12 protein-coding genes and 1 riboswitch are annotated in these 15967 nt (G+C 55.2%); of the genes, 4 read left to right on the top strand and 8 right to left on the bottom strand.

The window, feature by feature from the left end:
- Window positions 1–320 precede the first annotated feature (320 nt).
- Window positions 321–1202 carry a glutamate racemase gene (gene murI / locus KW828_RS13535; protein ID WP_218336844.1) on the bottom strand — a complete coding sequence of 294 codons (882 nt, stop codon included), beginning with the start codon at window positions 1200–1202 and terminating at the stop codon, window positions 321–323.
- Window positions 1147–2997, bottom strand: a complete 1851-nt coding sequence (gene btuB, locus KW828_RS13540; protein WP_218336845.1) for a TonB-dependent vitamin B12 receptor BtuB — start codon at window positions 2995–2997, stop codon at window positions 1147–1149. Before btuB ends, murI begins: the two co-directional genes overlap by 56 nt.
- A gap of 65 nt (window positions 2998–3062) precedes the next feature.
- A riboswitch (cobalamin riboswitch) is annotated at window positions 3063–3238 on the bottom strand.
- Between the two features lie 116 nt (window positions 3239–3354).
- On the opposite strand from btuB, the gene trmA reads away from it, so the two are divergent.
- Window positions 3355–4455 (top strand): tRNA (uridine(54)-C5)-methyltransferase TrmA, encoded by a 1101-nt coding sequence (gene trmA / locus KW828_RS13545; protein ID WP_218336846.1) that lies wholly within the window; start codon window positions 3355–3357, stop codon window positions 4453–4455.
- A 5-nt stretch (window positions 4456–4460) separates the two neighbouring features.
- On the opposite strand, the gene KW828_RS13550 is transcribed toward trmA, so the two are convergent.
- Window positions 4461–4820: a YijD family membrane protein gene (locus KW828_RS13550; RefSeq protein ID WP_218336847.1), complete on the bottom strand. Its 360-nt coding sequence runs from the start codon at window positions 4818–4820 to the stop codon at window positions 4461–4463.
- 10 nt (window positions 4821–4830) lie between these two features.
- Window positions 4831–5469: an HTH-type transcriptional repressor FabR gene (fabR, locus tag KW828_RS13555; RefSeq protein ID WP_218336848.1), complete on the bottom strand. Its 639-nt coding sequence runs from the start codon at window positions 5467–5469 to the stop codon at window positions 4831–4833.
- 196 nt (window positions 5470–5665) lie between these two features.
- Here fabR and sthA point away from each other — a divergent pair, with 196 nt between their 5' ends.
- Window positions 5666–7066: a Si-specific NAD(P)(+) transhydrogenase gene (gene sthA / locus KW828_RS13560; RefSeq protein WP_218336849.1), complete on the top strand. Its 1401-nt coding sequence runs from the start codon at window positions 5666–5668 to the stop codon at window positions 7064–7066.
- On the opposite strand, the gene oxyR is transcribed toward sthA, so the two are convergent.
- From oxyR to argC, 4 genes are all read right to left on the bottom strand, one after another.
- Window positions 7049–7966, bottom strand: a complete 918-nt coding sequence (gene oxyR, locus KW828_RS13565; protein WP_218336850.1) for a DNA-binding transcriptional regulator OxyR — start codon at window positions 7964–7966, stop codon at window positions 7049–7051. The genes sthA and oxyR overlap by 18 nt on opposite strands.
- A 395-nt stretch (window positions 7967–8361) precedes the next feature.
- Window positions 8362–9735, bottom strand: coding sequence for an argininosuccinate lyase (gene argH / locus KW828_RS13570; RefSeq protein ID WP_218336851.1), 1374 nt, complete (start codon window positions 9733–9735; stop codon window positions 8362–8364).
- A 116-nt stretch (window positions 9736–9851) separates the two neighbouring features.
- Window positions 9852–10628, bottom strand: a complete 777-nt coding sequence (gene argB, locus KW828_RS13575) for an acetylglutamate kinase (RefSeq protein WP_099458830.1) — start codon at window positions 10626–10628, stop codon at window positions 9852–9854.
- A gap of 7 nt (window positions 10629–10635) precedes the next feature.
- Window positions 10636–11640 carry an N-acetyl-gamma-glutamyl-phosphate reductase gene (argC, locus tag KW828_RS13580; protein ID WP_129364083.1) on the bottom strand — a complete coding sequence of 335 codons (1005 nt, stop codon included), beginning with the start codon at window positions 11638–11640 and terminating at the stop codon, window positions 10636–10638.
- Window positions 11641–11728: 88 nt separating this feature from the next.
- On the opposite strand from argC, the gene argE reads away from it, so the two are divergent.
- Window positions 11729–12880 (top strand): acetylornithine deacetylase, encoded by a 1152-nt coding sequence (argE, locus tag KW828_RS13585; protein ID WP_088222121.1) that lies wholly within the window; start codon window positions 11729–11731, stop codon window positions 12878–12880.
- Between the two features lie 412 nt (window positions 12881–13292).
- Window positions 13293–15944, top strand: a complete 2652-nt coding sequence (gene ppc / locus KW828_RS13590; protein WP_218336852.1) for a phosphoenolpyruvate carboxylase — start codon at window positions 13293–13295, stop codon at window positions 15942–15944.
- The last annotated feature ends 23 nt before the right edge of the window (window positions 15945–15967 follow it).

Here is a 15967-nt window from a genome sequence, read left to right on the forward strand (position 1 = left end):
GAATTACGTATGTTCACTCCAGAGACTTGGTATTCATTTAGCGTCCGAGGACGTTTAAGAATCCATGTCCTTGAGTGCCCACACAGATTGTCTGATAAATTGTTAAAGAGCAGTTGCGACGCGCTTTGGCGCTGTGTCGCGAGGTCCCGTATATTACGTTTTCCCCGTTCAGAGTCAAGCGATTATTTTGCTTTTCTCTGCCGGTCATTCCCGGAGGAAGACCTCCTGACCCGGTGGCCTGTAAGCCGTTGTTCCGTGTCAGTGGAGGCGCATTATAGGGAGTTATTCCGGGCTGACAACCCCTAATTTCAAAAAATTTATCAACCGTCTCTTTTTTGGTCGAAATCGTTCTGGACCGGCAGTTTTTCGAGCATTCTGAAGCCGTAACGCTGCAAAACGGGCAATAACTGTACAGCTTCAGGCGTGGCCTCCATACAAAATGCGATATTTTCATCCGCAGATTTTGCGTCCGGCGCGTCATGCTCTAATAACCAGGCTGTGCGGCGAGCAATAGCAGCCCCGGAATCCACCAGTCGCGTGCCATCCGGTAATACCTGCAGCAGCTCTTCGCGCAGTAGCGGGAAATGCGTACAACCTAACACCACGGTATCCGGCGGCTCTGGCATCCGCAGCCACGGGCGCAGAATACGCTTCAGGTTTTCAAGCGGAACCGGCTGACCGTGCAGCTTTGCCTCAGCCAGTTCGACCAGCTCCGACGATCCCAGCATCTCTATATGGCATTCATTTGCGAAACGCTGGATGAGTTCATGCGTATAAGGACGCTTTACCGTACCGCGCGTGGCCAGTAAACCCACGATGCCATTGGCCGTCAGTCGCGCCGCAGGTTTGATGGCGGGAACAACGCCCACAACCGGGAACTGAAACTTTTCACGCAGAGCAGGAAGGGAAACTGTGCTGGCGGTATTGCAGGCAATGACAGCCATAGCCAGGGGGTAGCGCGCCTGAACGGCAGAGACAATGTTCAGCACTCGCTCGACGATAAAGGTTTCGCTTTTTTCCCCATAAGGAAAAGCGACGTTATCGAAAGCATAAATGTAATGCAGATCCGGCAGCAATTGCCGGATCTCATCATAGACCGATAACCCACCGACGCCGGAGTCAAACACCAGCACGGTAGGTTTGAGGTCAGAAGGTGTAGCTGCCAGACAAGTTGTATTCTCGCCCTGCAGTTTGATAGCCATAAACTGTCTCGTAATCTTTATCGAACAGGTTAGCTATTTTACCACGAACTGTCAGGTGTGAGGTGACAGGATATGAAACGGCCACATCCCACAGGCTTACACCGCCCATTTTCACACGTTCTGTCGAATAGGTATTCGGATCTACGGCTACGTCATAGCGAGTGCCTAAATAACGGTAAGCCAGGTTCCAGTCGAGATCCCAAACCTGCCAGTCAAGTTGATATTTAACCTGCTGCTTAGAGCGGCGGGCCAACACTTCGTTAGTTTTCGCATTGCGTGGATCAACATAATCATAGGAAATCTGATGCGCTACCGGACCGGTGTCGAACTGTGCCGTGGCCTCGACGCCTTTGATGCGGGCTTCGTTCACATTGTAGAAGCGATAATTAGCGTCATAGCCGATCAGGTTATCAATGTCGTTACGATAACCCGTCACACGCCAGTTCACCGGGCCTGTTAAGCCTTCAAAACCGCCTTCCCACTGTTTGCTCTCTTCAGGCTTAAGGTTCGGGTTACCATAATTTTCGCTGTGGATCTGACTCATGGTCGGTGCTTTGTAAGCAGTACCATAAGACCCGAGAATGCGATAACCCTCGACGAACTCCCAGGCAGCGCTGGTTTGCCAGGTGCTATGATTGCCAAAGTTGGAGTTATCATCATTACGGGCAGCGGCTTCCAGCGTGACACTATTAAGCTGCTGCATAGCCGAAAGGAACACACCGGTGTTGTGCTGATCGTAACCATTTGTCATCGATCCCGTACCGGCTTCAGTTTTTTGCTTCTGCCAATCCAGGCCCGCGCCAATATTACCGTGGCCAACTTCAACCGTATTCAGCCACTGAGCGGTGTACTGCTTCACATCGTCAGTCGTTGCAGAAGAAGAATAGCGACCTTTGGTCGGATCATAGTTCTGATCTTTGCTGCGACCGTAACCAGCTACCAGCTGAGATTTGAAAATGCCCTGGTTATAACGCAATCCTGTATCCCAGTTCTGGCTATAGAGTTGGCGAGTATCCGGCCGTCCATCGATCATGAAGTTTGCATCATAGTGATCATAACCGTCATACGCTGAGCGATTGTCATAACCGAAGCCACGGAAGAAACCGCTCACGCTATCGCTAATCTGCTGCTCCACCGAACCATACAGCGATTTACTCATAAAACCGTCACGGTCCGGCTGGCGCGGTGCATCTTTTGCACCAATATCAAAACCGCGGGTATAGGTGTAGTTACCTGCCATCGTGATTTTGGTTTTATCCAATACCTGCTGGAAGGAACCCTCATAGGATTGATAACCCTTCGATCCGACTCCCGCCGTAATTTCTGCGCCCGGCTTATCACGGCCAGTAATGATGTTGATCACTCCGCCTATCGCGTCGGAACCATACAACGCCGAACGAGGGCCCCGGATATACTCGATGCGCTGAATCAATGAAGTAGGAATTTGACTCAGATCGGGAACGTTACTGATACCCGCGTTGTTCAGAGGAATGCCATCAATCAACACCAACACATGGCGGGATTCAGTGCCGCGAATAAAGGTAGAAGAAGTCGCCCCCAAACCGCCGCTTTGCGCGATGTCCACACCAGGCAGACGTGACATAATTTCAACAACGCTTTTTGACTGCCAGCGATCAATATCTTCCCGCGTCACCACTGACGTGGGTGCCAGAACGGTATTAGCAGGTTGCTCAAAACGGTTTGCAGTCACCACCAACGAGTCAGCGCTACCCTGCGCCCAGCCCGAAAATGCCGTGACGGACAATACCGTCAACAGCGATACTTTTTTAATCATTGTTAAAGCATCCATAAAATAAGAAGGATGCCGCAGGCTTCATCTATAGCACGCGATGATGAAACCAAATGCGACGTGATCCCGGCAGGTCTTCGGGCTCGAAGTACAACAGATGATGACTTCCCACCTTACGGCAGTGTCTGCTTTCGCTATCACCTTTAACTTCTTACCGCTGCGCGTCAGCTCCAGATTTGCACTGGATTCCCTTTTAACTCAGGAGACCGGAAACCGGATGCTACATTTAGTTACATATAGATGTCCAGACTGCTAATTAAGAAATCCAAAAACGCCAGGGCTGGACAATACGCGCACAATCCCTACAATCCCCGCGTAATTCCTTCTTACTCAGGACGCACCATGACCCCAGAACACCTCCCGACAGAACAGTACGACGCGCAACTGGCTGAAAAAGTCGTCCGACTGCAAAGTATGATGACGCCCTTTGCCGCGCCGCTTCCGGAGGTGTTCCGTTCCCCGGTCAGCCATTACCGCATGCGTGCCGAATTCCGCATCTGGCATGACGGTGACGACCTGTATCACATCATCTTCGACCAGCAGACGAAAAACCGTATTCGCGTCGACAGCTTCCCGGCGGCCAGCGAACTGATTAACCATCTGATGCGCGCCATGATGGACGGGGTACGGCAAACGCCGGTGCTGCGCCATAAGCTGTTCCAGATCGATTATCTCACCACCCTCAGCAACCAGGCCGTGGTGTCGCTGCTCTACCATAAGAAGCTGGATGATGCCTGGCGCGAGCAGGCCGAAGCCCTGCGCGATGCGCTACGGGCGCAAAACCTGAACGTGCACATTATTGGTCGCGCCACTAAAACGAAAATCGCGCTGGATCAGGATTACATCGACGAGCGGCTGCCCGTCGCCGGTAAAGAGATGATCTATCGTCAGGTGGAGAACAGCTTCACGCAGCCCAATGCGGCGATGAATATTCAGATGCTGGAATGGGCGCTGAACGCCACCAAAAATTCGACGGGGGATTTGCTGGAGCTGTACTGCGGAAATGGCAACTTCTCGCTGGCACTGGCGCGTAACTTCGACCGCGTACTGGCGACGGAAATTGCCAAGCCATCGGTGGCGGCCGCGCAATATAACATTGCCGCAAACCACATCGATAACGTGCAGATTATCCGCATGGCGGCAGAAGAGTTTACCCAGGCGATGAACGGCGTGCGGGAATTTAACCGCCTGCAGGGTATCGATTTGAAAAGCTATCAGTGCGAGACAATTTTCGTCGATCCCCCGCGGAGCGGGCTGGACAGCGAAACTGAAAAGATGGTGCAGGCGTATCCGCGCATTCTGTACATTTCCTGCAATCCGGAAACCTTATGTAAGAATCTCGAAACGCTGAGCCAGACGCACAACGTTGAACGTCTGGCCCTGTTCGATCAGTTCCCGTACACCCACCATATGGAATGCGGCGTACTCTTGACCCGTAAGTAAGCGGCTTATTCCGGCAATTCATGCCTGCGGTTACGCAGGCGATAGCCGATCCAGAATACCAGCGCCACGGAGAGTACCGCAGGCACAAAGTTAGAGCCGATAGCCGGATACTCTGCGCGCACCACGGCGCTGTAAAGCAGCACGCCAAGAATGAAACACGCTGCCGCCACACCCGGTAAACCCACTGGCATCGTACGGTTCTGATAACGCTGATGCAGACAGTACACCGTCAGCACCAGCGCGATAATCGGGAAGATGGAAAACGGCACTACAGAACTGAAAATAGCGGTAAAGGCGCCATTGATGGATAAGCCAGCGAGCAGCGCCAGCAGCAACGTACCTTTATCTAGACCTGACTGTTTCATTACTCATCCTTCACTCTGCGGGTTGTTGCGAAACCTTCTCTTGTTCACGGCGATACCAGTAATACGCGCCTTTGGAAATCATCCGCAGCTGTAATACCAGTCGCTCTTCTAATTGCCGACGTTGTTCCACGCCAATATCTAAGGCTTCAGCGCCAGCGTTAAAGACGATAGTGACCATCGCATCGGCCTGTGCCTCGGTAAACGCCCGCGGCATATGGTTTTCGAGTTCGAGATAGTCGGCAAGTTCCGCAATAAAGTGCTGGATTTCACGCGCCACAGCAGCACGGAACGCGGCCGACGTGCCAGAGCGTTCCCGCAATAACAGGCGGAAAGCATTGGGATTATTGCCGATAAATTCCATAAAGGTGGACACCGAGGTGCGGATCACGCTGCCGCCTTTGGCGATACGCTGGCGCGCCTGGCGCATCAACTGGCGCAGCATCAGCCCGCTCTCATCCACCATGGTCAGACCAAGTTCATCCACATCGCGGAAATGACGATAAAATGATGTCGGCGCAATACCCGCCTCGCGCGCCACTTCGCGCAGGCTGAGGCTGGCAAAACTACGCTCAGCGCTTAATTGACTAAATGCCGCTTCTACCAGCGAACGCCGGGTGCGTTCTTTTTGTTGCGCTCTAACGCCCATCACGATGTCTGAATCCTTCCAAAGGCCCGATGGCACTATACCAGACAATAAAACTAATCGGTTTACATTGCTTTGTGAATGATTGTTTACGGGCAGTTTGTGCTTTGCCTTCGCAAAAAAGCACAACGATAATTGGGTTAAAGCGAGGCAAATGTTATCATTGTGTTTATTTTGTGTATAAAAACAGGTGAGTAATACCATGTCACATTCCTGGGATTACGATGCAATAGTGATAGGTTCCGGCCCCGGCGGCGAAGGCGCGGCAATGGGTCTGGTTAAGCAAGGAGCTCGGGTCGCGGTTATTGAACGCTACCACAACGTCGGCGGCGGCTGTACGCACTGGGGGACCATCCCTTCCAAAGCGCTTCGCCATGCCGTCAGTCGTATTATCGAATTCAATCAAAACCCGCTCTACAGTGATCACTCCCGCCTTCTTCGCTCCTCTTTTGCCGACATCCTCAATCATGCCGACAGCGTGATTAACCAGCAGACCCGCATGCGTCAGGGCTTTTATGAACGCAATCATTGCGAGATTTTGCAGGGCAACGCGCACTTTGTGGACGATCATACGCTGGCGCTGGAGTGCCCGGATGGCTCAGTGGAAACGCTGACCGCCGAAAAATTCGTGATTGCCTGCGGTTCGCGCCCGTACCATCCGGCGGACGTCGATTTTTCTCATCCGCGCGTCTACGACAGCGACTCTATCCTCAGCCTCCAGCATGAACCGCGCCATGTGATCATCTATGGTGCCGGGGTGATTGGCTGTGAATATGCATCGATCTTCCGGGGAATGGACGTCAAAGTTGATCTGATCAACACCCGCGACCGCTTGCTGGCCTTCCTCGATCAGGAGATGTCCGACTCACTTTCCTATCACTTCTGGAATAACGGCGTGGTTATTCGCCACAACGAAGAGTACGAACGCATCGAAGGCATGGATGACGGGGTGATCATGCACCTGAAATCCGGCAAAAAACTCAAGGCGGATTGCCTGCTGTATGCGAATGGCCGTACCGGTAACGTGGACTCGCTGGCGCTGGAAAACATCGGCTTACAGGCGGATGGCCGCGGCCTGTTGAAAGTGAACAGCATGTACCAGACGGCGTTGCCGCACGTGTATGCGGTCGGCGATGTGATCGGCTACCCGAGCCTGGCTTCTGCCGCTTACGATCAGGGACGTATCGCCGCCCAGGCGCTGGTCAAAGGCGAAGCCAGTGCGCATCTGGTGGAAGACATTCCTACCGGCATCTATACCATCCCGGAAATCAGTTCGGTGGGAAAAACAGAACAGCAGCTCACCGCCATGAAGGTGCCTTACGAAGTGGGCCGTGCGCAGTTTAAACACCTGGCACGGGCGCAGATCGTCGGCATGAGCGTTGGCACGCTGAAAATTCTATTCCACCGCGAGACGAAAGAAATTCTGGGGATCCACTGCTTCGGGGAGCGCGCTGCCGAAATTATTCATATCGGCCAGGCGATTATGGAGCAGAAAGGTGGCGGTAACACGATTGAGTACTTTGTTAACACCACCTTTAACTACCCGACCATGGCGGAAGCCTATCGGGTAGCGGCGCTGAACGGCTTAAACCGCCTGTTTTAATACGCGGTCAAAGTGGCCATCCATAGTCGTACGGATGGCCTCTGCCAGCTGCTCATAGCGGCTGCGCAGCGGCGAGCCTGGGCGATAAACCAGCCCAACGGTACGACGCGGCTCTGGTTTAATGCACGGCAGATAGACCACGCCGTCACGCTTGCGCTCTGGCGGTACTGACAGCGCCGGCAGCAGGGTAATACCACTTCCCGCCGCCACCATATTACGCAGCGTTTCCAGACTGGTGGCGCGAAAATGCGTATCTTCATCGGCCCCGGCTTCAAAGCAGAAACCCATCGCCTGATCGCGCAGACAGTGTCCGTCTTCCAGCATCAACAGCTTTTCACCTGCCAGATCGCCCATCGGTACACGATCGCGGTTCGCCCACGGGTGATCTTCGTAGATCGCCAGCAGCATCGGTTCGTCAAAAAGCGGGACTTCAATAAAAGCCTCGCTCTCTTTAACCAGCGCGAGGATCGCGCAATCGAGCTTGCCGCTGTCCAGTTGCGTCAGCAACTGATGCGTCTGGGCTTCGTGCAGATACATTTCCAGTTTCGGGAAGGTCTGGTGCAACAGTGGAATAATCTGCGGCAGCAGATACGGCCCTACGGTGGGGATCAGGCCAATGTGCAGCGGACCGGACATAGCCTCGCCCTGCTGACTGGCCATTTCTTTAAGCACTTTGACTTCACGCAGCACCGTGCGCGCCTGATCCACCAGCAGCAGACCGGATTGGGTAAAGAGTACTTTGCGGCTGGTGCGCTCCAGAAGCATGACGCCAAGCTCATCTTCCAGCTTACGGATCTGGCCGCTCAGCGTAGGCTGGCTGACATGGCAGGCGTCTGCCGCGCGGCGAAAGTGACGGTGTTCAGCTAACGCAACCAGATATTCAAGATCGCGAATATTCATTCTTCATCCTCCGACGCCATGATAGCCCATGGCGATAGATAGAATAGCAATGAACGATTATCCCTATCAAGCTCTCTGTACAATAATTAGCAGTAGAAACGAGGCGGCATCTCAAAAATCCCTTGAAGCCACTCGCCTTGTTTTGAAATAACTAAAGCCAACGTGAACTATTTAGCGGACCTCTGTGTCCGCTTTTTTTTGCCTGTCACAATGCCGGTAAAGGTAACAAATATAGGGGGCATACCCAGAAGTCGGTGATGTCATCACCCTGGAGGAAGAGGTTAAAGGTACAGAAACTGTGCTGAAGACGTTCACCATCACAGAAGAGATGCTTAAGCTCACATAAGCCGTTACCAAAACCAGAACCCCGCCGTTGGCGGGGTTCTTTTTTATTTTTATGCCAGTCGCGCCCGGGCACCGGCAATGGCACTTGCCACCTGCGTCGGTGACACCCCGCCTTTCGCCGCGCGCTTATCAAGGCAGGACTGTAGCGACAGGATCGGATACACATCCTCACCTATCACGCTGCTGAATTTCTGCAGATCCGCAAGCGCCAGATCTTCCAGCGGTTTACCTTGCGCAATGGCTTCCACGACCGCCTCACCGACAATATGGTGCGCTTCACGGAACGGCACGCCTTTAGCAACCAGATAATCCGCCAGTTCGGTGGCATTGGCGTAGCCCTGCTGCGCCGCTTCCTGACAGCGTGGACGTTTCACCTGAATACCGTCCAGCACCAGCGTTGCCATGTGCAGGCAATCCAGCCAGGTGTCCAGCGCGTCGAACAGCCCTTCTTTGTCTTCCTGCATATCTTTGTTATACGCCAGCGGCAGCCCTTTCAGGGTCATCATCATGCCGGTCAGCGCGCCCTGTACACGGCCACATTTGCCGCGGATCAGCTCCAGCGCATCCGGGTTTTTCTTCTGTGGCATTAAGGACGAGCCGGACGTAACACGATCGGACAGTTCAACAAAACCCGCTTCACCGGTGTTAAAGAAGATCAGATCTTCAGCGAAACGCGACAGATGCACCATGCCGATAGAGGCGTCGGACAGCAGCTCCAGCACGTGATCGCGATCCGATACGCTGTCGAGGCTGTTACGGGTCGCCGACGCAAAGCCCAGCCAGCCGGCCAGCTGTTCACGGTCGATTTCATACGCTGTGCCTGCCAGCGCGCCGCAGCCTAACGGGCTGACGTCCATCCGCTTGAGCGCATCCTGTAAACGACTTTCATCACGGGCCAGCATCTCAACATAGGCCAGGCACCAGTGGGCAAAGGTCACCGGCTGCGCACGTTGCAGGTGCGTGTAGCCCGGCATCACCGCATCCTGGTTCGCCTGCGCGGTTTCCACCAGCGCAGACTGCAACTGCCGGTTCGCGCCGAGCAGCTCGCTCACCTGCTCTTTGCACCACAATTTCAGATCGGTCGCCACCTGGTCATTACGGCTACGCCCGGTATGCAGTTTTTTACCCAGCGCGCCCACTTTGTCGATGAGCTTGCCTTCCACCCAGCTATGAATATCTTCGGCATCGCTGGTAAGGATTTGCTGCGGATCGAGGCGTACCTCTTCCAGCAGGATCGTCAGCGCTTCTTCGAGTTGCTGCTGTTCCTGCGCCGTCAGCACGCCGACCGTTACCAGCGCCTTAGACCAGGCCACAGAGCCAACAATATCCTGCTCCGCCAGGCGGTAGTCAAAGCGCAAAGAGTCGTTGAACTGTTTGAACCGTTGATCCGCTGCCTGAGTAAAACGCCCGCCCCAAAGTGCCATAACATTCTTCCTTTCTTCGTGATTTTGCGCCGGGTGGCGCGTTGCTTACCCGGCCTACAGGTTAAAACGGTTTGTAGGCCGGATAAGCGCAGCGCCATCCGGCAATGTATTAAATCTTACGCCAGAATACGGGTGCCAATCGGCGTGCCATTGAACAGCGCCGGAAGTTGTTCCGCATGACGCCATGACGCGATGTCCACCGGACGGCCCAGCGTGCGGGCGGCATCCAGCGCGGCGTTCACTTTCACGATCATGCCGTCGGTAATAATCCCCTGGTCGATCAGCTGCTCGGCTTTCGCCGCGGTCATTTCCGCAATGCGCTGACCTTTACCGTCAAGAATACCGCTCACATCAGACAGCAGGATCAAATCCGCGCCCAGCGTCGCCGCCAGCGCGGTAGCCGCCTGGTCTGCGTTGACGTTCATTAACTGCCCGTCGTCGGTCACGCCAATTGAGCTGACTACCGGCAGGAAACCGCCGTCCAGCAGAGTGTTGATAAGTTTCGGCGAGCCAGGTTTAGCGTGGCCCACGTGGCCCAGTTCTTCGTCGAGCTGCGTCACGCTCACGCTGTCGCCATCGCCGAGGTACAGGCCAACTGAGGCGATATGGTGTTTCTTCGCCCATGCCAGCAGCGTCTTGTTAGCGGTACCCGCCAGCGCGCCGGTGATAATGTCGATCTGATCGGCTGGCGTGACGCGCAGACCATTTTTCTTGGTGACCGGCAGGTTAAGCTGCTTCATCAGCTCATCCACCACGCAGCCGCCGCCGTGCACGATCACCAGCGGGCGCTGATGGGACTCACGATAATTCACCAGCGCCGTAAACAGGCGCTCCAGCGCTTCTTCGCTATCCAGCAGTACGCCACCCAGCTTGATAATTAATGGATTCATCATTGCACCCTTAAATAAGAGACTGCGTTTCAGCATAGCCGAAACGAATGTTTGCACACTGCACTGCCTGCGCCGCCGCACCTTTCAGCAGGTTATCTTCGGTCGCCACCACGATGAGATGCTGATCCGACACCGCGAAACCAATGTCGCAGAACGGCAGGCCCACCACGTTTTTCAGCGCCGGGACGCCTTTGTCATACAGACGCACCAGCGGTTTATCCGCATACGCCTGCTGAAAAGCCTGAGCGATCTGCGCGCTGTCGACGCCAGGTTTCAGGCGGCAGGTGATGGTTTCCAGAATGCCACGCGGGAAGTTGCCCAGATGCGGCGTAAAGATCACCTCTGCGCCCAGATGAGTGGTGATTTCCGGGTGATGACGGTGATTAAACACGCCATAAGGTTGCAGGCTCACTTCACAAAAACTGTTCGAGATGGCCGCCTTACGCCCCGCACCGCTGACGCCGCTGGTGGCGTTGATCACCGGCCACTGGGAAAGATCCAGCAGCCCGGCGTCGATCAACGGCTTCAGAGACAATTGCGCCGCCGTTGGATAACAGCCCGGCACGGCGATCAAATTGGCGTCTTTCAGCTTATCGGCATTCCACTCCGCCAGGCCATAGACCGCTTTTTCCAGCAGATCCGGATGCTGATGGGTGAAACCATAATATTTTTCGTAGAACCCGGCATCGTTAACGCGGAACGCGCCGGAGAGGTCGAACACCACGCAGCCCGCCGCCAGAAACTGCGGCGCAAGGTCATGGCTGACTTCATGGGCGGTGGCCAGAAACACCACATCCACGCCGTCGGTGAACTCGCTGATGTCGGACATCGGCTGTAAAGGCAGATCAACAATGCCTTTCAGCTGCGGATGCAAATCGGAGATGCGCTTTCCCGCATCATTGCTTTGCGCTGACACGGTCAAAGCGGTTATGTTCATATGAGGATGGCGATTCACGTAGCTTACAAGCTCAGCGCCCGCATAACCGCTAGCGCCCACAATCAGCGTATTCAACATCGGGTTCCTTTACGATCAACGTTAATGTATTTTTATTCACATTTACTGCATGAATATTGATACTATCACGACCTAAGGTGTGTCAACAATGAAAATGAGTCTACCGCCGTTTATCGAGATTTACCGCGCCCTGATAGCCACACCGTCTATCAGTGCAACGGAAGAAGCGCTGGATCAGAGTAATGCGACTTTAATCAATCTGCTGGGCGGCTGGTTTGGCGATCTCGGGTTTAAAGTGGACATCCAGCCGGTTCCCGGCACACGCAATAAATTCAATATGCTCGCCAGCGCGGGCCAGGGATCGGGCGGTTTACTGTTAACCGGTCACACCGATACCGTGCCGTTTGACGATGGTCGCTGGACGCGGGATCCCTTTACCCTCACCGAGCATGACAACAAACTTTACGGCCTCGGCACTGCCGACATGAAAGGCTTTTTTGCCTTCATTCTTGATGCGCTGCGTGACGTGGATGTGACGACGCTTAAAAAGCCGCTCTACGTACTGGCAACCGCCGATGAAGAAACCAGCATGGCAGGCGCGCGTTACTTCGCAGAACACGCGGAGATCCGCCCGGACTGCGCCATTATCGGTGAGCCGACATCATTGCAACCGGTACGCGCCCACAAAGGGCACATCTCGAATGCCATCCGCATTCTCGGTCAGTCCGGTCACTCCAGCGATCCGGCACGCGGCGTCAACGCTATCGAACTGATGCACGAGTCCATCGGCCATATCCTGCAACTGCGCGACACGCTGAAAGAACGCTATCACTTTGACGCCTTTACCGTGCCTTATCCGACGCTCAACCTCGGCCATATTCACGGCGGTGACGCGGCGAACCGCATTTGCGCCTGCTGTGAACTGCATATGGATATTCGTCCGTTGCCGGGCATGACGCTTAACGATCTGGAAGGACTGCTCAATGAAGCGCTGGCACCGGTAAGCGAGCGCTGGCCGGGTCGCGTCAATATCGCCGAACTGCATCCGCCGATCCCCGGCTACGAATGCCCGCCGGATCACCAGCTGGTCGAGGTCGTGGAAAAACTGCTCGGCACGCAAACCGAGGTGGTGAACTACTGCACCGAAGCGCCGTTTATTCAGACGCTGTGCCCGACGCTGGTGTTAGGCCCCGGCTCGATTAATCAGGCTCACCAGCCGGATGAATATCTGGAAACGCGCTTTATTAAGCCAACCCGGGAGCTCATCACCCAGGTTGTGCATCACTTCTGCTGGCATTAATTTCTTCCCCTCACCTGCGGGTGAGGGGTGATTTTTGTCACATTCCCATAAGCTTTACTTATCAGCATCGACGCCCGTTAACTTTCATAAATTCTCGTCATTTATTCGTTTGCTGAACCGTTTTCGCAGCAATTGACGCAAGGGGTTTTACGTGGCTTTATAAAAGACGACTACAAAACAATGTCCGAAAGATTTCGAATCACAGCAAGGCGGCAAACGCACACATCCCAGGGAGCTTACATAAGTAAGTGACCTGGGTGGGTGACAAATCTGTCTGGAACAGATTTGAACGCTGCTGGCAGCGGCCCGTAAGGGCGAGGCTCATGGATGAGCCGAGTAACATGCAGCCAACGCCGCTGTGGTTTGAAAGATACAGGACATTTACAAAATGAGATGGGGTGTCTGGGTTAACATGAACGAACAATATTCCGCTTTGCGTAGTAATGTCAGTATGCTCGGCAAGCTACTGGGAGATACCATCAAGGACGCACTGGGAGAGAACATTCTCGACCGCGTTGAAACGATCCGTAAGCTCTCAAAATCCTCCCGTGCAGGTAACGAAGCCGACCGCCAGGAACTGCTCACCACCTTGCAGAACCTGTCCAACGATGAGCTGTTACCCGTGGCCCGCGCCTTCAGCCAGTTCCTGAACCTGGCGAATACCGCCGAGCAATACCACAGCATATCGCCAAAAGGCGAAGGGGCCAGCAATCCGGAAATCATCGCCCGCACCCTCAGAAAGCTGAAAGACCAGCCCGAACTCAATGAAGACACCATCAAGAAAGCCGTGGAGTCCCTGTCGCTGGAGCTGGTGCTGACCGCCCATCCGACAGAAATCACCCGCCGCACGCTGATCCACAAAATGGTGGAAGTGAATAACTGCTTAAAGCAGCTTGATAACAAAGACATTGCCGATTACGAGCGTAACCAGCTGATGCGCCGCCTGCGCCAGTTGATCGCCCAGTCGTGGCATACGGACGAAATCCGTAAACATCGCCCAAGCCCGGTGGACGAAGCCAAATGGGGCTTTGCCGTGGTGGAAAACAGCCTGTGGGAAGGCGTCCCGAATTACCTGCGCGAGCTGAACGAACAGCTGGAAGAAAACCTCGGCTATAAGCTGCCGGTGGATTTTGTCCCGGTACGCTTCACCTCGTGGATGGGCGGCGATCGCGACGGCAACCCGAACGTCACCGCCGACATTACCCGTCACGTCCTGCTGCTGAGCCGCTGGAAAGCCACCGATCTGTTCCTGAAAGATATTCAGGTGCTGATCTCTGAACTGTCGATGGTGGAATGCACCGACGAACTGCGTGAAAGGGTCGGCAGCGAAGGCGCGCAGGAGCCGTACCGCTATCTGCTAAAAGGGCTGCGCAGCCAGCTGATGGCTACTCAGGCCTGGCTTGAAGCCCGTCTGAAAGGCCAGCGCCTGCCGAAACCCGCGGGCCTGCTGACCAATAACGAACAGCTGTGGGATCCGCTGTACGCCTGCTATAAATCGTTGCAGGCCTGCGGCATGTCCATCATCGCGAACGGCGAACTGCTCGACACCCTGCGCCGCGTCAAATGCTTTGGCGTACCGCTGGTGCGTATTGATGTGCGCCAGGAAAGCACCCGCCATACCGAAGCGCTGGGCGAACTGACCCGCTACCTCGGCATCGGTGATTATGAAAGCTGGTCAGAGGCCGACAAACAGGCGTTCCTGATCCGCGAACTGAATTCCAAACGTCCACTGCTGCCGCGTAACTGGGAGCCAAGCGACGACACCCGTGAAGTGTTTAATACCTGCAAAGCGATCGTCGATGCGCCGCAAGGATCCGTCGCCGCCTATGTGATCTCGATGGCGAAAACGCCGTCTGACGTGCTGGCCGTGCATTTGCTGCTGAAAGAAGCGGGTATCGGCTTCGCGCTGCCGGTGGCGCCGCTGTTTGAAACCCTCGACGACCTCAACAACGCCAATGACGTCATGACCCAGTTGCTGAACATCGACTGGTATCGCGGCTTCATTCAGGGCAAACAGATGGTGATGATTGGCTATTCCGACTCCGCGAAAGATGCGGGCGTGATGGCGGCCTCCTGGGCGCAATATCAGGCACAGGACGCGCTGATCAAAACCTGCGAAAAAGCGGGCATCGCGCTGACGCTGTTCCACGGACGCGGTGGTTCCATTGGTCGCGGCGGCGCACCGGCACACGCGGCGCTGCTCTCGCAACCGCCGGGCAGCCTGAAAGGCGGCCTGCGCGTGACCGAACAGGGCGAGATGATCCGCTTTAAATACGGCCTGCCGGACATCACCATCAGCAGCCTGTCACTCTATACTGGCGCGATCCTCGAAGCGAACCTGCTGCCACCGCCGGAGCCGAAAGACGCCTGGCGCCATATCATGGACGAGCTGTCTGACATCTCCTGCGACATGTACCGTGGCTATGTGCGCGAAAACGAAAGCTTTGTGCCCTATTTCCGTTCGGCGACGCCGGAGCAGGAACTCGGCAAACTGCCGCTGGGTTCACGCCCGGCCAAACGTCGCCCGACCGGCGGCGTCGAATCGCTGCGCGCTATTCCGTGGATCTTCGCCTGGACGCAGAACCGCTTAATGCTCCCCGCCTGGCTGGGCGCAGGCGCGGCGCTGCAAAAAGTGGTGGAAGACGGCAAGCAGAGCGAGCTGGAAGCCATGTGTCGTGACTGGCCGTTCTTCTCTACCCGTCTGGGAATGCTGGAAATGGTCTTTTCGAAAGCCGACCTGTGGCTGGCGGAATATTACGATCAGCGTCTGGTTAAACCGGAGCTGTGGACGCTGGGCAGCGAACTGCGTGATCAGCTGGAAGCAGACATCAAAGTGGTGCTGGATATTGCCAACGATTCGCACCTGATGGCCGACCTGCCGTGGATTGCCGAGTCTATCCAGTTGCGTAACATCTATACCGATCCGCTCAACGTTCTGCAGGCCGAACTGCTGCACCGTTCGCGTCAGGCGGAAGAAGCAGGTAAAGAAGCGGATCCGTGCGTGGAACAGGCGCTGATGGTCACCATCGCCGGCGTCGCTGCCGGTATGCGTAACACCGGCTAATCTGCACGACATCCCCGCCCGGT

The sequence above is a fragment of the Enterobacter sp. ENT03 genome (assembly GCF_019218745.1).
GTDB lineage: Bacteria > Pseudomonadota > Gammaproteobacteria > Enterobacterales > Enterobacteriaceae > Enterobacter_D.

Excerpts from the sequence above, each read along its gene's own strand:
- murI (WP_218336844.1), bottom strand. The coding sequence starts at position 1,202 with ATGGCTATCAAACTGCAGGGCGAGAATACAACTTGTCTGGCAGCTACA.
- btuB (WP_218336845.1), bottom strand. The coding sequence starts at position 2,997 with ATGATTAAAAAAGTATCGCTGTTGACGGTATTGTCCGTCACGGCATTT.
- trmA (WP_218336846.1), top strand. The coding sequence starts at position 3,355 with ATGACCCCAGAACACCTCCCGACAGAACAGTACGACGCGCAACTGGCT.
- KW828_RS13550 (WP_218336847.1), bottom strand. The coding sequence starts at position 4,820 with ATGAAACAGTCAGGTCTAGATAAAGGTACGTTGCTGCTGGCGCTGCTC.
- sthA (WP_218336849.1), top strand. The coding sequence starts at position 5,666 with ATGTCACATTCCTGGGATTACGATGCAATAGTGATAGGTTCCGGCCCC.
- oxyR (WP_218336850.1), bottom strand. The coding sequence starts at position 7,966 with ATGAATATTCGCGATCTTGAATATCTGGTTGCGTTAGCTGAACACCGT.
- argH (WP_218336851.1), bottom strand. The coding sequence starts at position 9,735 with ATGGCACTTTGGGGCGGGCGTTTTACTCAGGCAGCGGATCAACGGTTC.
- argB (WP_099458830.1), bottom strand. The coding sequence starts at position 10,628 with ATGATGAATCCATTAATTATCAAGCTGGGTGGCGTACTGCTGGATAGC.
- argC (WP_129364083.1), bottom strand. The coding sequence starts at position 11,640 with ATGTTGAATACGCTGATTGTGGGCGCTAGCGGTTATGCGGGCGCTGAG.
- argE (WP_088222121.1), top strand. The coding sequence starts at position 11,729 with ATGAAAATGAGTCTACCGCCGTTTATCGAGATTTACCGCGCCCTGATA.
- ppc (WP_218336852.1), top strand. The coding sequence starts at position 13,293 with ATGAACGAACAATATTCCGCTTTGCGTAGTAATGTCAGTATGCTCGGC.